The organism is Stenotrophomonas sp. Y6 (genome assembly GCF_022436665.1).
GTDB classification, from domain to species: domain Bacteria; phylum Pseudomonadota; class Gammaproteobacteria; order Xanthomonadales; family Xanthomonadaceae; genus Stenotrophomonas; species Stenotrophomonas acidaminiphila_A.
This window is the reverse complement of the sequence record NZ_JAKUKB010000008.1, coordinates 325,262-343,199: the sequence shown is the minus strand read 5'-3', so window position 1 is coordinate 343,199 and position 17,938 is coordinate 325,262. Positions and strand designations below refer to the sequence as shown.

Here is a 17,938-nt window from a genome sequence, read left to right as displayed (position 1 = left end):
TGTCAGTACCGCCGCAGTGGCGCCGGGCGTAAACCGATACGAAGTTTGTCAGCGCCGCGGGCCGCAGGGCGCGCTGCGCGCGCAGCGGCACGCCATCGTCTGGCGGGCAGGGCAGTCCGGCCCGTGCGGGCTGCGGAATGCGCTGCAATGCAAGCGGTGGCGCATGCCTCCGCGGCCGCTTCCGGCCGCTGTCGCCGGCACCGGTGCCCGCCGATCGCGCGCGCCGCTGCGCCGGGTTGGCGTTGCGGTCGGCGTGGCCCATCGCCCATCGCCGGCACCCGCTGGCCGGGCGTCAGCGGGGCCGGCAGAAGGCCAGGTCCCAGGCCACCAGGATCGCCGCCGGATCATCGTGCGCGGGCAGGTCCGGCATCGGCAGCAGCGGGGTGCGTGCCAGCTCCTGCTGCGCCAGCGCCTCGAGCGCCAGCAGGCGGTCGCGGACGTGGGGGCTGCCGGACGCCGGCTCCGCGGCCTGCGGGCCCACCATTGCGGCAGCCTCGGCCCAGCCGGCCGGCAACGACAAAACCCCGGCCGTGGCCGGGGTCGTTGTCGCCTCGTGGCGGGAATCAGAACAGCTCAACCGTTCCCGCGCCCATGCTCTGCTGCGCCACCGGCTTGTGCGGCGGGCGCTCCCACTCGCTGCGCATCTCGCGCAGGCGGCTGCCGGTACGCTGCAGCGCCAGCACCAGTTCGCCGTCGAGCGCGCCGCCACTGCGGTGCAGCAGTTCCTGCAGCGCCACCGCCTCGCGGTTGATCGCGGTCAGGCGGTCCAGGTGGGTGTGCACGCCGCCCAGGGCCTGGGTGGCGATGTCCTCGAACTGCAGGGCGCGCACGGCTTCGGCGACGCTGCTGTCGATCGCGCGGCCGCACTCGGAAATCTCGCGCATGCCTTCGCCCAGCGAGTTGTTGATCGCCGCCACGTTCTCCAGCATGGCGGCCGCTTCGTGGCGCGCCTCGCGGGAGCGGTCCATGTCGCGCGAGGCCATGTGCGAGACGGTCTCGCGGACCTTGGCGATGGCGTCCTTGGAGCTGTGCGCGAGCTTGCGGATCTGCTCGTTGAAGGTGGTGGAGCGTTCGGACAGGTTGCGCACCTCGTCGGCGACCACCGCGAAGCCGCGCCCGGCCTCGCCGGCACGGGCGGCCTCGATGGCGGCATTCAGCGCCAGCAGGTTGGTCTGGTCGGCGATCGACTTGACGTCTTCCAGCAGGGCGAAGATGCCGTCCAGGTGCTGCGCCATCTGGTCGATGTGCTGCACGGTGTTGCTGCTCTGGCCGCTGACCTGCTCCAGCGCCTCGACCAGCTGCTCCATCTGGTGGCTGGCATGCTGGGCGAACCGCGCCACGTCCACGCCGCCGCCGCCATCCTCGCCGGCACGGTCGACGATGCGGGCCAGCGCCTGGCTCTGCTGGCGCGACTTGCGGTTCATCGCATCGAAGCTGCTGCCCAGCCCGGCGACCGCCTGGCGGATCAGTTCGCGGGCGCGTTCGATCTCGCCACGCGAGCCATCGATCTCGTTGCTGACGAAGCTGCGCAGCTCGTTGAGCAGCTGGTCCTGCTCCTTGAGCACGCGGGCGTGTTCTGGCGAACGCTGCGACTGGCTGTACGCGCTCCAGTAGGCGAACACCAGCCAGCTCAGCGCCATCGTGGTCAGGATCGCCCATACCACGGCCGCGGGCCAGGCGAACGCCAGCGCCAATGCCAGCAGGAAGGTCAGGGCCAGCGGGGCGGCCAGGCGGATTGCAATGCGTGAATACATGGACGTTCTCGGGAGAGTCACGATTGCAGTATCGGCCGTGCCGGTCCGGTCTTTAGCCGCCGCCGCGCAACCTGCGCGAGATCGCTTCGAGCATGGCCCGGCGCGAGAACAGGAAGTCCCAGTAACTGCCGCCGAGCTGGCGCCACAGCACCGCCGAGCGCACCGCCGCCAGCAGCAGCGCACGGATCTCGGCGACCACTCCGGCCTGTCCCAGGTAGTGCGGGTTGCCCTGGACCATGATCCGCGGCTTGAGCTGGCTGATGGTGTCCGCGTACAGGCCGCCCATCGCGCCCAGCACCTCCGGATGCGCCGGGTCGCCCAGCTCGCGGGCCTGGACGGCGGCACGCGCGATGCCGGCCTGGACCTTGTCCACGGTGGCGCGTTCGCGCACGAAGCGGCGTTCCAGCTGCATCACCGACAGCGCCAGGCGCGGCAGCAGCTCGTCCTTGCCCTGGTTGCCGAAATAGTCGCGCAGCAGGCGCAGCCCCGGTTCCAGCTGGTGGTTGTCGCCGTACACCGCGGCGGGGGAGGGGGCGTCGATGCGCATCACGCTGTCCATCGCGGTGCGGACCACGGCGCCATCGGAATGGCCGGTTTCGGCGATGCGCCGCACCTGCTGCAGGGCCTGGGCGATGCCGGCCAGCGCCAGGACACGGTCGTCGAAGGAAAAACTCATGCTTGCCTCTCAGGGAAAACGGGCCAGGGCGCACGCTGCTCCAGCGGCGCGTCGGTGGCGGCGATCACCGCACCGCCCAGGCATTCGGGGCCGTCATACAGCACCAGCGACTGCCCGGGCGTGACCGCCCGCTGCGGGCGCTCGAAGCGTACCTGCACGGTGCCGTCGCCGCCCACGCGCACCTGGCAGGGCTCGTCCGGCTGCCGGTAGCGGGTCTGCGCGGTACAGCTGAAGGCGCTGGCGGGTGCGCTGCCGCCGATCCAGTGCATGGCTTCGGTGCGCAGGTGCCGGGACTGCAGCCACGGGCTGTCGTGGCCCTGGTCGACATACAGGATGTTGGCCGCCACGTCCTTGCCGACCACGTACCAGGGCGCCGCCGGCCGGCCGCGCACGCCGCCGATGTTCAGGCCCTCGCGCTGGCCCAGGGTGAAATAGAACACGCCGGGATGGCGGCCGATGGGCTGCCCGTGCGGATCGCGGATCTCGCCTTCGCGGGCGGGCAGGTACTGGCCCAGGAACTGGCGGAAATCGCGTTCGCCGATGAAGCAGATGCCGGTCGAATCCTTCTTGGCATGGGTCGGCAGTGCCGCTTCCTGGGCGATGCGGCGCAGCTGGCTCTTTTCCAGGTGGCCGATCGGGAACACGGTGGCGGCCAGCTGCGCCTGGCCCAGCTGGTGCAGGAAGTAACTCTGGTCCTTGCCGCGGTCGGCGCCACGCAGCAGCCGCCAGCGTCCGCCCGCCTGCTCCACCCGCGCATAGTGGCCGGTGGCGATGCGCCCGGCGCCCAGCTCGCGGGCGGCGTCCAGGAAGTGCTTGAACTTGACCTCGCGGTTGCACAGCACGTCCGGGTTCGGGGTACGCCCGGCCGCGTACTCGGCCAGGAAGTGCTCGAACACGCCCTGCCAGTACTCGGCGGAGAAATCGCGGAAATGGAACGGGATGCCCAGGCGGCCGCAGACGGCCACGGCGTCGCGGCGATCCTCCTCGGCGCGGCAATGACCTTTGGCCGCTTTCGGCATCCTGCCTTCAGCGGCACTCGCGCTGTCCTGCGCATCGCCATCGTCGGCCCAGTTCTGCATGAACAGGCCGGCGACATCCAGCCCCTGCCGCACCAGCAGCAGCGCCGCGACGGACGAGTCCACGCCGCCGGACACGCCCACCACCACGTCCGGGCGGCTCATGGCACCTGCCTCAGGATCGACAGCGGGTGGCGCTGCCCGGCCAGCCAATCCGACACCGTCTGCCAGACCAGCGGGCTGCGCAGCCGGGCCATGTCCGCCTGCAACGCGGCCGGGGTCAGCCACAGCGCCTGTACGATGCCGCTGTCCAATACCTGGTCCGGGTGATGCCGCAGCGGCTCGGCGGCGAAAGCGAAGCGCAGGAACGGGGTGCCGTCGGGCGCGTTCCACTGGTAGGCGCCGATGAACGCGGTCGGCCGCACTTCCCAGCCGGTTTCCTCGCGGGTTTCGCGCACGGCCGCCTCGACCAGGCTCTCGCCGGGGTCGAGGTGGCCGGCCGGCTGGTTCAGCACCCGCCGTCCGTCCTTCTCCTCTTCCACCAGCAGCACCTGCCCGGCACGGCACACCACGGTGGCCACGGTGACGTGGGGTGCCCAGCGCCGGGAGCTCAATGCATCCACCCTCAGTACTCGTCCTTCGCGGTCAGTTCCAGTTCCATCGCGTCGGCACTCTTGATCGCCGCGTCGATGGCGTCGCTGAGCACATCGGCCTTGGCGTTCGCATCGATCTTGACCACGAACATGGCCATGTCGCCCTGCTTGACCCAGCCGCCGAGCTTGGAGTCGTTGGCATCCTCGAGCAGGCGGTTGGCGACCAGCGCCGGCAACTGCGGGCCCGGGGCCTTGTAGGCCGGCGACCAGATTTCGCGGACGCGATGCGCGCCGTAGGTCTCCACCGTCGAGCGCACGAACACCAGCTGGGTGCGGTCATCGTCCATGTCGAACACCAGGCGGTAATCGCCGTCCTCGTCGATCTCATACTTGTATTCCAGCGAATCGAGCAGCCGGCCGACCGCCGCATCGGGCTCGCCGGCCCGCGCGTTGCCAGCCATGCCGGCCCACAGGCCCGCCACCATCATTGCCGCCACGTACTTCTTCATGCGTTCCCTGCGGGGAGTGGTTGAACAGGTGCAAATTGTGCGGCGGCGGGGGTGTTCACGTCCAATTCGGCGCAGCGGCGCCGGGCCAGCCGCTATAATTCCGGGCATGCCCCGCAAGCTCCAACACGACAACGACCATGGCCTGCTGGTGGAACCCGGCAAGCCCGAGATCGCGCCGCCGCCGCTGTACCAGGTGATGCTGCTGAACGACGACTACACCCCGATGGATTTCGTGGTGGCCGTGCTGCAGAACTTCTTCTCCATGGACCTGGACAAGGCCACCCAGGTGATGCTGCATGTCCATACCCGCGGCCGCGGCATCTGCGGGGTCTACAGCCGCGAAGTCGCCGAGACCAAGGTCGCCCAGGTCAACGAGTACTCGCGCATGAACCAGCACCCGCTGCTGTGCACGATGGAGCGGGCCTGATCCACGCCGCGCCGGCGCGACCGGCACCGCGCGCCGGTCGCGCCACCGGCGGCCCGCACTGTTCCGGGCATGGCGATGTCGGCCGTATTGGCTGGCGCCCACCGCGCATCCATTGTTTGCGAGGTCGCCCCGGCGGCTGGCATCCACCCCGGTGGCTGCCGCTTTCCGGCGTGGCAACCGGCCGCTGCCGCCGCCGTCCGGCCACTGCTAACGCCGTCTGAACACCGGCATCCGGTAGGGTGATGGAAAACGTGCAGTCAGGCCGCATATTGTCTCCAACCGCAGTCGGAGTCCCCCATGTTCAGCAAAGACCTCGAACAGACGATTGGCCAGTGCTACAAGCGCGCCCGCGAGGCACGTCATGAATTCATGACGGTCGAACACCTGCTGCTCGCCCTGCTCGAAAACCCCTCCGCCCAGGCCGTGCTCAAGGCCTGTGGCGCCGACCTGGACCGCCTGCGCCGGGATCTGGAACAGGCCGTGGAGACCTCGGTCTCGCGGCTGGCCGACGATGATGGCCGCGACACCCAGCCCACCCTGGGTTTCCAGCGGGTGCTGCAGCGCGCCGTCTACCACGTGCAGTCCTCCGGCAAGAAGGAGGTCACCGGCGCCAACGTGCTGGTGGCGATCTTCGGCGAGAAGGATTCGCACGCGGTCTACTACCTCAACCAGCAGGACGTGACCCGGCTGGACATCGTCAACTACCTGTCCCATGGCATCGCCAAGTCCGGCGAGGAGGGCGACGCCTCGCCGTCGATCGACGGCGAGGGCCGCGCCGAGGGCGGCGAGGGCGAGGCCAGGGGCGACGCGCTGGCCGAGTACGCCAGCAATCTCAACGAACAGGCGCGCGCCGGCCGCATCGACCCGCTGGTGGGCCGCCGCGACGAGATCGAGCGCACCATCCAGGTGCTGTGCCGCCGCCGCAAGAACAACCCGCTGTACGTAGGCGAGGCCGGGGTCGGCAAGACCGCGATCGCCGAGGGCCTGGCCAAGCGCATCGTCGACGGCGAGGTGCCGGAGGTGCTGGCCGATGCGGTCATCTATTCGCTCGACCTCGGTGCGCTGGTCGCCGGCACCAAGTACCGCGGCGACTTCGAGAAGCGCCTGAAGGGCGTGATCGGCGCGTTGAAGAAGGTGCCCAACGCGGTGCTGTTCATCGACGAGATCCACACCATCATCGGCGCCGGTTCCGCCTCCGGCGGCACCATGGACGCCAGCAACCTGATCAAGCCGGCCCTGGCGTCCGGCGAGCTGCGCTGCATCGGCTCGACCACGTTCCAGGAATACCGCGGCATCTTCGAGAAGGACCGGGCGCTGGCGCGGCGCTTCCAGAAGATCGACATCGTCGAGCCCACCGTGGGCGAAGCCTACGAGATCCTCAAGGGCCTGCGCCCGAAGTACGAGGCGCACCACAGCGTCACCTACGCCGACGACGCGCTGCAGGCGGCGGTGGACCTGTCGGTGAAGCACATCGGCGACCGCCTGCTGCCGGACAAGGCCATCGACGTCATCGACGAGGCCGGCGCGCGCCAGCGGCTGCTGCCCGAGGGCCAGCGCAAGGCGACCATCGACGTCGAGGAGGTCGAGGCCATCGTCGCCAAGATGGCGCGCATTCCCGCCAAGCAGGTCACCGCCACCGACAAGGACGTGCTGCGGCACCTGGAGCGCAACCTGAAGATGGTGATCTTCGGCCAGGACCCGGCGATCGAATCGCTGGCTTCGGCGATCAAGCTGTCGCGTTCGGGGCTGGGCAACCCGGAGAAGCCGATCGGCAACTTCCTGTTCGCCGGCCCCACCGGCGTCGGCAAGACCGAGGTCACCCGCCAGCTGGCGCTGCAGCTGGGTATCGAGCTGGTGCGCTTTGACATGAGCGAGTACATGGAGCCGCATTCGGTCAGCCGCCTGATCGGCGCGCCCCCGGGCTATGTCGGCTTCGACCAGGGCGGGCTGCTGACCGAGAAGATCGTCAAGACGCCGCACTGCGTGCTGCTGCTGGACGAAGTCGAGAAGGCGCACCCGGACATCTTCAACATCCTGCTGCAGGTCATGGATCGCGGCATCCTCACCGACACCAACGGCCGCGAAGCCAATTTCAAGAACGTGATCCTGGTGATGACCACCAACGCCGGCGCGGCGCAGGCGTCGCGGCGCTCGATCGGCTTCACCCGCCAGGACCACGCCACCGACGCGATGGAAGTGATCCGCAAGAGCTTCACCCCGGAGTTCCGCAACCGCCTCGACGCGGTGGTGCAGTTCCAGGCGCTGGGGCTGGACCACATCCTGCGGGTGGTGGACAAGTTCCTGATCGAACTGGAAATGCTGCTGCAGGACAAGCACGTCTCGCTGTCGGCGACCCCGGCCGCACGCGACTGGCTGGCCCGCCACGGCTTCGACCCGCAGATGGGTGCGCGGCCGATGGCACGCGTCATCCAGGACCAGATCAAGCGCCCGCTGGCCGACGAACTGCTGTTCGGCAAGCTGGTGGGCGGCGGCCGGGTCAGCATCGACGTGCGCGACGGCGAACTGGTGGTCGAAACCGAAGCCGAACCGGAGCACCTGTTGCCGGCCACGGTCTGAGGTGGCGACGGCCAGACGCGGGCAGGCGTGCGGAAGCGGGCACAGGGCGGGCAGGGCATGGAGCGGCTCTGCCAGGAGGCGGCGGGGTCGCGCCCGCCGCCGGTCACGGGTGCGCTCCGCTTCCCCGATACCACTGTCACGGACACGCAAAAAAGCCAGCCCAGGGCTGGCTTTCGGGGTGCCCGGCTACCGCGCTTACTTCATGCGGTAGGTGATGCGGCCCTTGGTCAGGTCGTACGGCGTCATTTCAACCTTGACGCGGTCGCCGGTAAGGATGCGGATGTAGTTCTTGCGCATGCGGCCGGAAATGTGGGCGATGATCTCATGCCCGTTTTCCAGTCGAACGCGGAAAGTGGTGTTCGGCAGCGTCTCGCTGACGGTGCCCTCGAACTCGATGGAGTCGTCTTTCGACATGTAATCCTGTGCGGTTCTGCGGATGGCCTTTTCAGGCCCGGAAGCCAGGCATTTTACCCCGCGCCGCGGAATCATGCAAAGTTTGCGTTAAGCCGCGCCCGTGCTGCCCAGCCGGGCGGCCGGCCAGTGGCCGAAACGGCGGGTCCAGCTTCCCGGCGGCGGGTCACCCGGCTCCCGCACCAGCGCCCGCACCTGGGCCAGGAACAGGGCGCGCGGCAGCTGCACGGCACCCATGCGCAGCAGGTGGGGGTTCTCGACCTGGGCATCGATCAGCGGCCAGCCCCAGCCGTGCAGGACGTGCGCCAGTGCCGCCAGCGCGACCTTGGAACCACCGCTGCGCCCGCTGAACATGCTTTCGCCGAAGAACATGCGGCCGATGGCCACGCCATAGATACCGCCGACCAGGTGCGGCCCGTCGAACACCTCCACCGAATGCGCATGCCCGAGCCGGTGCAGTTCCACGTAGGCGCGGAGCATCCCGGCGGTGATCCAGGTGCCATCCTGGCCCGGCCGCGGCGCGCTGGCGCAGGCCTGCATCACCTCGGCGAACGCGGTGTCAGCGGTGACCCTCCAGGGGCTGGAGCGCAGTGCCCGGCGGAAGCGCGAGGACAGGTGCACGCCATCGGTGCGGAACACCATGCGCGGGTCCGGCGACCACCACAGGATCGGCTGGCCTTCGGAAAACCACGGGAAGATGCCGCCGGCATAGGCGTTGAGCAGGCGCACCGGCGACAGATCGCCGCCGACGGCCAGCAGGCCATCGGGCTCGGCCAGCGCAAGCTCCGCCGGCGGGAACGCCGCGTCCGCTGACTCGGCAAGCAGAAACGGATGCGCTGCGCGGCTCATGTGCCGTCGCCGTCAAGGAATCGGGGATGCTGCCGCGGCACCGGCCGGCAGCGCCTGGAGCGCAGCGCCATACGCGGGTACGGCAGCAACGCCGTGCACGGGGCCTTGGCGGCCAGCACGACACGGTTCACCGGATGATCGCCGCATGGCCGGGGCGACCCTGTCCGGCCCGCTGGTCGGGATGACCCCGCCGCGGCCGACGCTGCAGGGCCCGGCGAAGCCGTCGCCTGCGTGGCAGACGCCGGACACGAAGTAGGCGGAGTGCGCATCCTGAGTGGCTTGACCTGTACCTGTTCGCGCAATCCCGGGCACGCAGTCGCCCCGGTGCGGATCGGCATCATAAATGGCTTTCCGGCGTGCTGCGGCATGCCGATGCCCGATTGGACGGTTGGCGCCGGGACACGGCCATGCACACATCATCCCAAGCCGGCAGTCGATCGGCCCGGAACGCGTCCGCGGATGCCTTGCCGGCCATCTTCCATCCGCGCGTCGGGCCGGCCTGGGCCTGCGGCGCCAGCCTGCCGATACCGGCCGGCGTTTGAGCGATGCCCGGGCATCATCGAACAGCGCGCCCCCTCCGGCCGGTGGACGATGCGCGCCGCAGGTGGCCAGATCGACGCGACGGCCGGTCGTGTCCGGGAATGAAGCCGGACGCCCGCGGCCCGGGCTTGCCACCTGTGTGCCGCGTCCGGCGATCCGCCGGCCCGGAGGCCGCCCGGAAGGCGTGCCGCCGGGGCACTATTCCGCTCCCGGGTTGGGTCCGGCGTCCACGTTCACTGTGCGGGCGATGCGCGCGACGCCGACAGCCAGACGGTCGGCGAGACCCCGGCATGCCGCGCGGCGAAGGCGCGCGCGAACGCCGATGCGCTTGCATAGCCGATCTCCAGCGCCACCTGTTTTGGCGGCTGCCCCCGCTTGAGCAGCGTCTTCGCCACGCTCAGCCGCCACTCGGCCAGGTACTCGCCCGGCGGCATGCCCACGACATGGTGGAAGTGCGCGGCGAACCGCGCGCGCGACATGCCGCTGACCCGCGCCAGGCCGTCCAGGCTCCAGGCCTCGCCCGGGGCGCCATGCAGCGCGTTGAGGGCCTTGGCCAGGCGCGGGTCGGCGAGGCCCGCGAGCACACCCTGCGCGACCACGCCTGCGGTCATGCAGTGGCGCAGCAGTTGCAGGATCATCAGTTCGCTGAGCCGGTCCAGCGCCGCCTGTCGTCCGCAGTGTTCGGCGAACGCCTCCTCGAACAGCAGCGTCAGCGTGCCGTGCAGCAGCGGGTGGTCGCGCAGCGGCAGCACCAGCCGCGCCGGCAGACTGCGGGTCAGTGGATTGCCGGCATCGGCGCCGAGTTCGATCGACGAGCAGACCAGCTCCGCGCCCCTCGCCCCCTCGCCACGGATCCAGTGCGGCGCCGGTCGCGGATAGAAGATCAGGCTGGGCGCGTCGACCACGGTTTCGCCGGCGACCGCATCGCCGATCCGCAGCGCCCCCCCGCGCAGCACGTGCAGGTGGCCGACGCCGTCGCGGGCGTCGAAATCGGCGGTGTCACACAGGCTGCCGGTGTGGAAGACCCGGGCCCGCAGGCGGAAGCAATCGAGCAGTGCGCTGAGTCGGTCCTGCATGTCGAGACGATTCGTGCATTATTCTGGACGAAATGATACCAATCGTATCGACCGGGCGGGCAACGTGGCGGCTCCCAACCACGGCTTCCAAGGAGCCCGCCATGTCTGCCGCATCCCCCCGTATCGCCCCCCTCGACCCGGCCTCGGCCACCCCGGCCGTCGCCGCTACGCTCGCCGCGGTCAAGGCCAAGCTCGGCGTGGTCCCCAACCTGATCCGCACCTTCGCCCGGGCGCCGGTCGCGCTCGACGGCTACCTGGCCTTGTCCGATGCCCTCGCCAATGGCGGCCTGAGCGCCGGCCAGCGCGAAATCGTCGCGCTGTCGGTCGGGCAGGCCAACCAGTGTGGCTATTGCCTGGCCGCGCACACCTTGATCGGCAAGGGCGCCGGCCTGTCCGAAGCGGATATCCGTGCGGCGCGCACCGGCGGCGGCGCCGACCCGCGCGACGCCGCGCTGGCGGACTTCGCGCGGCGCCTGACCGAGCAGCGCGGGGTTGTCGGTGACGACGACCTGGCGGCATTCCGCCGCGCCGGCTTCGATGACGCCGCCGCGCTGGAAGTAGTGGCGCTGGTCGCGCTCAACACGCTGACCAACTACACCAATCACCTGGCCGGGACGGCGGTTGACTTCCCGCCGGTGCCGCTGGAAATCGCGGGCTGAGCGAGGCCCGCCGCGGCGCTGCGGGGCGCGCTTGCGGGCGCGTCCCGCGTCTGCGCCCGGTGGTCGTTCGGCCCGGCCCAGGCGCATGCCGGAACAGAAGCCCGAGGCCGCGCAGGCGGCTGCGCCGCTCGCATCGTCGCAGGCGGGAAATCCTGGCCATCACGCGCGGCCAGCGTGGGTTCGGCGTGCAGCGCGAGCCGTTGGCACGATGCGTGGCGGATGCCTGCCGCAGATCACTGGCGTGGCGTAGCGGCCAACGCAACGCCACGCTCCGCCGGTGTGCCCGCGTCGTGTGCGCGGCGACAGGCCGCCACCAATGGCCGCCCGGCCAGCGCCGGTTACGCCGGCGGGAATGCCGCGCAAAGCGGCGCGGGACGCACAAACGCAGGCGCTGCCCGGCTCATGCGCCGTCGCCGTCGCGGAACGGGGAGTGCCGCCGCAGCGCCTGCGCGTACCGTGCGACATCGCGCTCCTCGCGTGCGCACCACTCGCGCAGTGCCTGGCGGAACTGCGCATCGGCGACCCAGTGCCGGCTGCGCACGAGGGTCGGCAGGAACCCGCGCGCGAGCTTGTGTTCACCCTGCGCCCCCGGCTCGAAGCGCTGCAGCCCCTCGCGCAGGCAATAGTCGATGCCCTGGTAATAGCAGGTCTCGAAATGCAGGCCGGGCAGGGCGGCGCCGCCCCAGTAACGACCGTACAACGTGTCGCCACCGCGCAGGCACAGCGCGCCAGCGATCGGCTCGCCATCCTGTTCGGCCAGGAAGATCACCAGGTGCCGCGGCAGGGCGGTGGCCAGATGCCGCAGGAAGGGCAGGGTCAGCGCCGGCGCATTGCCGTACCCGGCGAAGGTCTGCAGGTAGAAACCATGCATCGCATCCAGGTCGGCCGCGCTTGCCTCGTCGCCGTGGACCACGCGGAAGCCGATGCCGCTGCGCGCCACCCGCGCGCGCTCCTGGCGGATGTTCTTGCGGTGCTTGTGGTCCATCGACGCGAGGAAGCCGTCGAAATCCTGCCAGCCGGGCCGGCGCTGCCACTGGAACTGCACGTCCGCGCGCCGCAGCCAGTCCGCATCGAAGGCCGTGTCCTCGGCCGCGGCATGGAAATTGACATGGGCCGAGGACAGCCCCTGCGCGCGCACATGCGCGGCGATCGCTTCCAGCAGCAGGCGCCGGTCGGCGGCGTCGCGGGCCAGCAGGCGCGGGCCGGTGACCGGCGAGTAGGGCACCGCGCCGAGCCACTTGGGAAAGTAAGCCAGCCCATGCCGTGCATACGCATCGGCCCAGGCATGGTCGAACACGAACTCGCCGTGCGAGTTGTGCTTCAGGTAGCCCGGCACCGCGGCGGCCAGTTCATCGCCGCGCCACAGGGTCATGTGGCAGGGCTGCCAGCCCCATTCCGGGCGCAGGCAGCCATGCTGCTCCAGGCCGGCAAGGAAGGCGTGGCTGACGAACGGGTTGCGCCGGTCGTGCAGGGCATCCCACTGTGCCGCCCCTACCTCGGCCAGGGACGGCAGCACGCGCAGTTGCAGGGAAGACGTCATGGCCGCAGTTGCAGCACGTCGATGGTCGGCGGATTGAACAGGCGCAGGGGCAGGCCGACTTCGCCCACGCCGCGGGTGGTGAACACCCGCACCGGACCGGCCGCCGCCGCTGCCACCTGCTCCCCGCGGTCGAACCCGTGGGCGCTGGGGATGACCTTGCGGTACAGCCAGGGGATGCGGATCTGCCCGCCGTGGGTATGCCCGGCCAGGACGATGGCGGCATCGCCCGGCAGCAGGTCCATGGCGCTGTCGGGGTTGTGCGCGACGACGATCGCCGGCGCGCGACCGGGCGGCCGATGCAGGAAGCCCGGAGCGTCCTTGCCGGCCCAGCGGTCGCCCAGGCCGGCCCAGCGGATGCCGGCGTCATCGACCAGACGCATGCCTTCGATGATGCGCACGCCATTGGCGCGCAAAGCCGCACGCAGCGCGGCATCGATGTCCGGGCCCGGCGCCTGCTGGTCGTGGTTGCCGAGCACGGCGTAGACCGGCACCCGCAGCGCCGACAGCGGCGAGAACGCTTCGGACAGCACCAGCCGCTGCGGTTCATAGGTCAGGTCGCCGGCAATGACCACCGCATCCACCGGCAGCGCATCCAGCCGCGCCACCAGCCGCTCGAGGAAGCGGCGGTCCTTGTAGACCCCGAGGTGGATGTCGCTGACCAGGGCGATGCGCACGTGCATGCCGGTACCGCGCAGCTCGGTATGGGCGACGCGGATCCACTGCGGCTCGATGAAGCGGGCCCACGCGAACAGGCCGCAGCCGAGCAGCAGGATCGCGAGCACGGCGCGGTATCGGCGGCGGCGGCGCCATTGCCACAGCAGCCAGGCGATGGCCGGGAACACCAGCCAGCTGCCGTGGAACAGCAGTTGCTTGGCGAACACCATGTCCATGCCCGGCTGCCGGAACGGCCGGGCTCAGTGGCCCTGGGCGTCGAGGAAACGCTCGGCGTCGAGTGCGGCCATGCAGCCGAAGCCGGCCGAGGTGATGGCCTGGCGGTAATGCTGGTCGGCCACGTCGCCGGCGGCGAACACGCCCTCCACCGAGGTCTGGGTGGCATTGCCGCCCAGGCCCGAGCGGATTTCCAGGTAACCGTTGTTCATCGCCAGCTGGCCGTCGAACAGGGTGGTGTTCGGGTGGTGGCCGATGGCCACGAAGAAGCCATGCGCGGCGATGTCGCGGGTGCTGCCGTCCTGGGTGGACTTCACCCGCACCCCGGTCACGCCCATCTCGTTGCCCAGCACTTCGTCGACCTGGTGGTGCCACACGGTTTCGATCTTGCCCGCCGCGACCTTGGCGAACAGCTTGTCCTGCATGATTTTTTCCGCCTTGAGCGTGTCGCGGCGGTGCACCAGGTAGACCTTGCGGGCGATGTTGGACAGGTACAGCGCCTCTTCCACGGCGGTGTTGCCGCCACCGACCACGACCACGTCCTGGTCCTTGTAGAAGAAGCCGTCGCAGGTGGCGCAGGCCGACACGCCACGGCCCTTGAACGCCTCCTCGGACGGGATGCCCAGGTACTTGGCGGTGGCGCCGGTGGCGATGATCAGCGCGTCGCAGGTGTACTGCGCGCTGTCGCCGGTGAGCGTGAACGGACGCTGCGACAGGTCGGCGGTGTGGATATGGTCGAACACCACCTCGGTATCGAAGCGCTCGGCATGGGCCTGCATGCGCGCCATCAGGTCCGGCCCCATCAGGCCATGGGCGTCGCCCGGCCAGTTGTCCACTTCGGTGGTGGTCATCAGCTGACCGCCCTGCTGCAGGCCGGTGATCACCACCGGCTTGAGGTTGGCGCGCGCGGCATACACCGCGGCGGTCCAGCCGGCGGGGCCGGAGCCCAGGATGACGAGCTTGTGGTGGCGGGTGGGCAGGGACGGGGCGCTGGAAGTGCTCATGTATACTCGCGGGAAGTCGGGATTGGCGGCGCGATCGCGCTGCATGGCGACCGTCCGGACCGCTCATAGAGTGGAGACCGGGCTCCGGTGAATCAAGGCGCAGTGATGGAACTGCGCGGCCCACCGGACCGCCCGCACCCACGGTCGCCCCCGTCGCCGACACTCCGCATGCGTGCCGATGTCCTTTCGCTGCCGTGCCCGTCACCCGCTGCATCGGGCGGATGAAACGGGGCCGCGTGTCGTTTAATATCAATCACTAACCCTGCATTTCTAAGGTCTGGTCCAAGGTGGCGAAACAGGTCCCGGAACGTGACAAGGGCGCTGGCCCGAGCGGCAACGCGCGCAAGCAGGCGGCCGCCGCGGACAATCCACGTCGCAACAGGCTGTGGCGTGACCTGGCGCTGATCGCAATCGCGCCGGCACTGCTGTACCTGTTGGCCAGCCTGTTCACCTATTCGCCGGCGGACCCGGGCTGGTCGCAGGCCGGCTCGGTGGTCGCCCCGATCCACAACATGGGCGGCCGGGTGGGGGCGTGGATCGCCGACGTGCTGCGGCAGTTGTTCGGCTACGTGGCCTACCTGATTCCGCTGATGCTGGCGGCGGTGGCCTGGATCGCCATGTTCGGGCTCAACCGCGAGGACCGCGGCAACAACGACGACCTCGGCCCGGCATTGCGGCTGGTCGGCATCGTCGGTTTCCTGATCGGCGCCACCGGCTTCCTTTACCTGCGCCTGCCGCCGGGCGATGTCGCCCGCGCCGGTGGCGGCCTCGGCGTGCTGGTGGGCAAGTCGCTGCAGAGCGGCTTCGGCCCGGTCGGCAGCAACCTGTTCCTGCTGGTGCTGCTGTTGACCTCGATCACCCTGGCTACCGGCCTGTCGTGGTTCTGGGTGATGGAGAAGATCGGCAAGTGGGTGCTGGCGCTGGGCCCGCTGCTGGACCGCAAGAAGGAACAGGCCAGCGCCTGGCAGCAGACCCGGGCGCTGCGCGAGGAACGCGAGGAAGTGCGCAAGGTCGATGCCGAAGTGCGCGCCAGGCGCGAGCCGGTGAAGATCGAGCCGCGTCCGGTGCCGGTCATCGAGAAGAGCGAACGCGCCAAGCGCGAGACCCAGATCCCGATGTTCCAGGGCGTCAATGGCGACGGCTCGGACCTGCCGCCACTGGCCCTGCTGGACGACCCCAAGCCGCAGCCCAAGGGCTACGACGAGCAGACCCTGGAAACGCTGTCGCGGCAGATCGAGTTCAAGCTCAAGGACTTCCGCATCGACGCCCAGGTGGTCGGCGCCTATCCGGGCCCGGTGATCACCCGTTTCGAGATCGAACCGGCGCCGGGCATCAAGGTCAGCCAGATCAGTTCGCTGGACAAGGACATCGCCCGCGGGCTGTCGGTGAAATCGGTGCGCGTGGTCGACGTGATCCCGGGCAAGTCGGTGATCGGCCTGGAAATCCCCAACGTCACCCGCGAGATGATCTTCCTGTCCGAGCTGCTGCGCTCGAAGGAATATGACAAGTCGGCCAGCGTGCTGACCCTGGCGCTGGGCAAGGACATCGCCGGCCGCCCGACCGTGGCCGACCTGGCGCGCATGCCGCACCTGCTGGTGGCCGGCACCACCGGCTCGGGCAAGTCGGTGGCGGTCAACGCCATGGTCCTGAGCCTGCTGTACAAGGCCAGCCCGAAAGACCTGCGCATGCTCATGATCGACCCGAAGATGCTGGAGCTCAGCGTCTACCAGGGCATCCCGCACCTGCTGGCGCCGGTGGTCACCGACATGAAGGAGGCCGCCAACGGCCTGCGCTGGTGCGTGGCCGAAATGGAGCGCCGCTACAAGCTGATGAGCGCGGTGGGCGTGCGCAACCTGGCCGGCTTCAACAAGAAGATCAAGGACGCCATCGACGCCGGCCAGCCGCTGATGGACCCGCTGTTCAAGCCCAACCCGGAAATGGGCGAAGCGCCGCGTCAGCTCGAGCCACTGCCGTTCATCGTCATCTTCATCGACGAATTCGCCGACATGATGATGATCGTCGGCAAGAAGGTCGAGGAACTGATCGCGCGCCTCGCGCAGAAGGCGCGCGCCGCCGGCATCCACCTGATCCTGGCCACCCAGCGCCCGTCGGTGGACGTGATCACCGGCCTGATCAAGGCCAACATCCCGACCCGCATCGCGTTCCAGGTCAGCTCCAAGATCGACTCGCGCACCATCCTCGACCAGTCCGGCGCCGAGGCGCTGCTGGGCAACGGCGACATGCTGTACCTGCCGCCAGGCACGGCGATGCCGGACCGCGTGCACGGCGCGTTCGTCTCCGACGAGGAAGTGCACCGGGTGGTCGAGCACCTCAAGGCCAGCGGCCCGGCCGATTACATCGAGGGCGTGCTGGACGAGGTCCAGACCATGGGCGACGGGGTGGTGGTCGGCGCCACCGGCCTGCCCGAATCCAGCGGCGGTGGCGACGAATCCGACCCGCTGTACGACGAGGCGCTGCGCATCGTCACCGAGACCCGGCGCGCCTCGATCTCCGGCGTGCAGCGGCGGCTGAAGATCGGCTACAACCGCGCCGCGCGCCTGATCGAAGCGATGGAAGCGGCCGGCGTGGTCAGCGCGCCGGAGCACAACGGCGACCGCAGCGTACTGGCACCGCCGCCGCCCAAGTGAGTGCCGCGGCGGCATTCGATCGCGATTGCCGCCCATTCAGTTTATGCCGGGCAGACTCTGCCCATTCCCCCGTCCATCGATGACTACCGCCATGAACGTCTTCCTGCGTCCCACGTTGATTGCCGTCGCCCTGGCCGCGGCCGGTCTCGCCGCCGACGCCCATGCCGGCGCGCGCGACGACCTGAAGTCCTTTACCAACGGCCTGCGCGGCCTGGACGGGCAGTTCAGCCAGCAGGTGTTCGACGCCCGCGGCAAGCTCAAGGAGTCGTCCAGCGGCCGCGTCGCGCTGTCCGCACCGCGCCTGTTCCGCTGGGAGTACACCCGCCCGCATCCGCAGCTGATCGTCGCCGACGGCAGCAAGGTGTGGGTCTACGAACCCGACCTGGAGCAGGCCACCGTGCGCAGCCAGGGCGAGGAGGAGCAGAACAGCCCGCTGACCGCGCTGATCAACCCGGCGCAACTGGAACGCCAGTACGACGTCAGCGAAGAGGCGGCTCCGCGCGATGGCCTGCAGTGGCTGTCGCTGAGCCCCAAGCGCGAAACCGATGCCAGCTTCCAGTACGCCGCACTCGGCTTCGGCCAGGGCGGGCTGAGCCGCATGGAAGTGGTCGATGCGGTCGGCCAGCGTACGGTGATCGACTTCAGCGGCTGGAAGAAGAACCCGGGCTTCGCCGCCGGCACCTTCCGCTTCACCCCGGCCAGCAACGTGGACGTCATCGGCGAGCGTTGAACGCAGCCGGCCCGTCCCGGTAGTGCGGCGCAATGACGGTC

Annotated in this window: 17 protein-coding genes; 5 read left to right on the top strand and 12 right to left on the bottom strand. The window is 69.8% G+C overall.

Features of this window, described 5'->3' with window-relative positions; translation table 11 throughout:
* Positions 1 to 292: 292 nt before the first annotated feature.
* The 6 genes from MKP15_RS11405 to MKP15_RS11380 all read right to left on the bottom strand — a co-directional run bounded on the left by MKP15_RS11405 (position 293) and on the right by MKP15_RS11380 (position 4,548).
* The gene (locus MKP15_RS11405) at positions 293 to 484 is read right to left on the bottom strand and encodes a hypothetical protein (protein ID WP_240212776.1); all 192 of its coding nucleotides are present in this window, start codon (positions 482 to 484) and stop codon (positions 293 to 295) included.
* Positions 485 to 563: 79 nt separating this feature from the next.
* Positions 564 to 1,754: a methyl-accepting chemotaxis protein gene (locus tag MKP15_RS11400; protein ID WP_104938818.1), complete on the bottom strand. Its 1,191-nt coding sequence runs from the start codon at positions 1,752 to 1,754 to the stop codon at positions 564 to 566.
* A gap of 52 nt (positions 1,755 to 1,806) precedes the next feature.
* Positions 1,807 to 2,430 (bottom strand): high frequency lysogenization protein HflD, encoded by a 624-nt coding sequence (gene hflD / locus MKP15_RS11395; protein WP_240212775.1) that lies wholly within the window; start codon positions 2,428 to 2,430, stop codon positions 1,807 to 1,809.
* Positions 2,427 to 3,611 carry a tRNA 2-thiouridine(34) synthase MnmA gene (gene mnmA / locus MKP15_RS11390; RefSeq protein ID WP_240212774.1) on the bottom strand — a complete coding sequence of 395 codons (1,185 nt, stop codon included), beginning with the start codon at positions 3,609 to 3,611 and terminating at the stop codon, positions 2,427 to 2,429. The genes hflD and mnmA overlap by 4 nt, the downstream gene beginning before the upstream one ends.
* A complete protein-coding gene (locus tag MKP15_RS11385) occupies positions 3,608 to 4,069 on the bottom strand; it encodes an NUDIX hydrolase (RefSeq protein WP_240212773.1) in 462 nt (153 codons plus the stop codon). Before MKP15_RS11385 ends, mnmA begins: the two co-directional genes overlap by 4 nt.
* A 2-nt stretch (positions 4,070 to 4,071) precedes the next feature.
* Entirely contained in the window at positions 4,072 to 4,548 is a 477-nt protein-coding gene (locus tag MKP15_RS11380; RefSeq protein WP_240212772.1) for a YbjN domain-containing protein, read from the bottom strand.
* Between the two features lie 106 nt (positions 4,549 to 4,654).
* Here MKP15_RS11380 and clpS point away from each other — a divergent pair, with 106 nt between their 5' ends.
* Both clpS and clpA read left to right on the top strand, forming a co-directional pair.
* Positions 4,655 to 4,975 carry an ATP-dependent Clp protease adapter ClpS gene (gene clpS / locus MKP15_RS11375; RefSeq protein ID WP_240212771.1) on the top strand — a complete coding sequence of 107 codons (321 nt, stop codon included), beginning with the start codon at positions 4,655 to 4,657 and terminating at the stop codon, positions 4,973 to 4,975.
* 297 nt (positions 4,976 to 5,272) lie between these two features.
* Positions 5,273 to 7,552: an ATP-dependent Clp protease ATP-binding subunit ClpA gene (clpA, locus tag MKP15_RS11370; RefSeq protein WP_104938812.1), complete on the top strand. Its 2,280-nt coding sequence runs from the start codon at positions 5,273 to 5,275 to the stop codon at positions 7,550 to 7,552.
* Positions 7,553 to 7,747: 195 nt separating this feature from the next.
* Here clpA and infA read toward each other — a convergent pair whose 3' ends face one another.
* The 3 genes from infA to MKP15_RS11355 all read right to left on the bottom strand — a co-directional run bounded on the left by infA (position 7,748) and on the right by MKP15_RS11355 (position 10,428).
* Positions 7,748 to 7,966: a translation initiation factor IF-1 gene (infA, locus tag MKP15_RS11365; protein WP_005409596.1), complete on the bottom strand. Its 219-nt coding sequence runs from the start codon at positions 7,964 to 7,966 to the stop codon at positions 7,748 to 7,750.
* Between the two features lie 87 nt (positions 7,967 to 8,053).
* Entirely contained in the window at positions 8,054 to 8,812 is a 759-nt protein-coding gene (aat, locus tag MKP15_RS11360) for a leucyl/phenylalanyl-tRNA--protein transferase (RefSeq protein ID WP_240212770.1), read from the bottom strand.
* Between the two features lie 773 nt (positions 8,813 to 9,585).
* Positions 9,586 to 10,428: an AraC family transcriptional regulator gene (locus MKP15_RS11355; RefSeq protein WP_240212769.1), complete on the bottom strand. Its 843-nt coding sequence runs from the start codon at positions 10,426 to 10,428 to the stop codon at positions 9,586 to 9,588.
* A 101-nt stretch (positions 10,429 to 10,529) separates the two neighbouring features.
* On the opposite strand from MKP15_RS11355, the gene MKP15_RS11350 reads away from it, so the two are divergent.
* Positions 10,530 to 11,087 carry a peroxidase-related enzyme gene (locus MKP15_RS11350; RefSeq protein ID WP_104938810.1) on the top strand — a complete coding sequence of 186 codons (558 nt, stop codon included), beginning with the start codon at positions 10,530 to 10,532 and terminating at the stop codon, positions 11,085 to 11,087.
* A 400-nt stretch (positions 11,088 to 11,487) separates the two neighbouring features.
* Here the strand turns inward: MKP15_RS11350 and MKP15_RS11345 are convergent, their stop codons facing one another.
* The 3 genes from MKP15_RS11345 to trxB are packed head-to-tail and all read right to left on the bottom strand — an operon-like array spanning position 11,488 to position 14,519.
* Positions 11,488 to 12,627 (bottom strand): GNAT family N-acetyltransferase, encoded by a 1,140-nt coding sequence (locus MKP15_RS11345; protein ID WP_240212768.1) that lies wholly within the window; start codon positions 12,625 to 12,627, stop codon positions 11,488 to 11,490.
* The gene (locus tag MKP15_RS11340) at positions 12,624 to 13,517 is read right to left on the bottom strand and encodes a metallophosphoesterase (protein WP_240212767.1); all 894 of its coding nucleotides are present in this window, start codon (positions 13,515 to 13,517) and stop codon (positions 12,624 to 12,626) included. The genes MKP15_RS11345 and MKP15_RS11340 overlap by 4 nt, the downstream gene beginning before the upstream one ends.
* Before the next feature lie 24 nt (positions 13,518 to 13,541).
* Positions 13,542 to 14,519: a thioredoxin-disulfide reductase gene (gene trxB / locus MKP15_RS11335; protein WP_240212766.1), complete on the bottom strand. Its 978-nt coding sequence runs from the start codon at positions 14,517 to 14,519 to the stop codon at positions 13,542 to 13,544.
* Positions 14,520 to 14,806: 287 nt separating this feature from the next.
* Between trxB and MKP15_RS11330 the strand changes: the two genes are divergently transcribed.
* Together MKP15_RS11330 and lolA are read left to right on the top strand one after the other, a co-directional pair.
* The gene (locus MKP15_RS11330; RefSeq protein ID WP_240212765.1) at positions 14,807 to 17,167 is read left to right on the top strand and encodes a DNA translocase FtsK; all 2,361 of its coding nucleotides are present in this window, start codon (positions 14,807 to 14,809) and stop codon (positions 17,165 to 17,167) included.
* 91 nt (positions 17,168 to 17,258) lie between these two features.
* A complete protein-coding gene (gene lolA / locus MKP15_RS11325; protein ID WP_104938805.1) occupies positions 17,259 to 17,897 on the top strand; it encodes an outer membrane lipoprotein chaperone LolA in 639 nt (212 codons plus the stop codon).
* Positions 17,898 to 17,938: the final 41 nt, after the last annotated feature.

Excerpts from the sequence above, each read along its gene's own strand:
- MKP15_RS11400 (WP_104938818.1), bottom strand. The coding sequence starts at position 1,754 with ATGTATTCACGCATTGCAATCCGCCTGGCCGCCCCGCTGGCCCTGACC.
- lolA (WP_104938805.1), top strand. The coding sequence starts at position 17,259 with ATGAACGTCTTCCTGCGTCCCACGTTGATTGCCGTCGCCCTGGCCGCG.
- clpA (WP_104938812.1), top strand. The coding sequence starts at position 5,273 with ATGTTCAGCAAAGACCTCGAACAGACGATTGGCCAGTGCTACAAGCGC.
- clpS (WP_240212771.1), top strand. The coding sequence starts at position 4,655 with ATGCCCCGCAAGCTCCAACACGACAACGACCATGGCCTGCTGGTGGAA.
- MKP15_RS11355 (WP_240212769.1), bottom strand. The coding sequence starts at position 10,428 with ATGCAGGACCGACTCAGCGCACTGCTCGATTGCTTCCGCCTGCGGGCC.
- aat (WP_240212770.1), bottom strand. The coding sequence starts at position 8,812 with ATGAGCCGCGCAGCGCATCCGTTTCTGCTTGCCGAGTCAGCGGACGCG.
- MKP15_RS11380 (WP_240212772.1), bottom strand. The coding sequence starts at position 4,548 with ATGAAGAAGTACGTGGCGGCAATGATGGTGGCGGGCCTGTGGGCCGGC.
- MKP15_RS11345 (WP_240212768.1), bottom strand. The coding sequence starts at position 12,627 with ATGACGTCTTCCCTGCAACTGCGCGTGCTGCCGTCCCTGGCCGAGGTA.
- MKP15_RS11350 (WP_104938810.1), top strand. The coding sequence starts at position 10,530 with ATGTCTGCCGCATCCCCCCGTATCGCCCCCCTCGACCCGGCCTCGGCC.
- mnmA (WP_240212774.1), bottom strand. The coding sequence starts at position 3,611 with ATGAGCCGCCCGGACGTGGTGGTGGGCGTGTCCGGCGGCGTGGACTCG.
- MKP15_RS11340 (WP_240212767.1), bottom strand. The coding sequence starts at position 13,517 with ATGGACATGGTGTTCGCCAAGCAACTGCTGTTCCACGGCAGCTGGCTG.
- infA (WP_005409596.1), bottom strand. The coding sequence starts at position 7,966 with ATGTCGAAAGACGACTCCATCGAGTTCGAGGGCACCGTCAGCGAGACG.
- trxB (WP_240212766.1), bottom strand. The coding sequence starts at position 14,519 with ATGAGCACTTCCAGCGCCCCGTCCCTGCCCACCCGCCACCACAAGCTC.
- hflD (WP_240212775.1), bottom strand. The coding sequence starts at position 2,430 with ATGAGTTTTTCCTTCGACGACCGTGTCCTGGCGCTGGCCGGCATCGCC.
- MKP15_RS11405 (WP_240212776.1), bottom strand. The coding sequence starts at position 484 with ATGGTGGGCCCGCAGGCCGCGGAGCCGGCGTCCGGCAGCCCCCACGTC.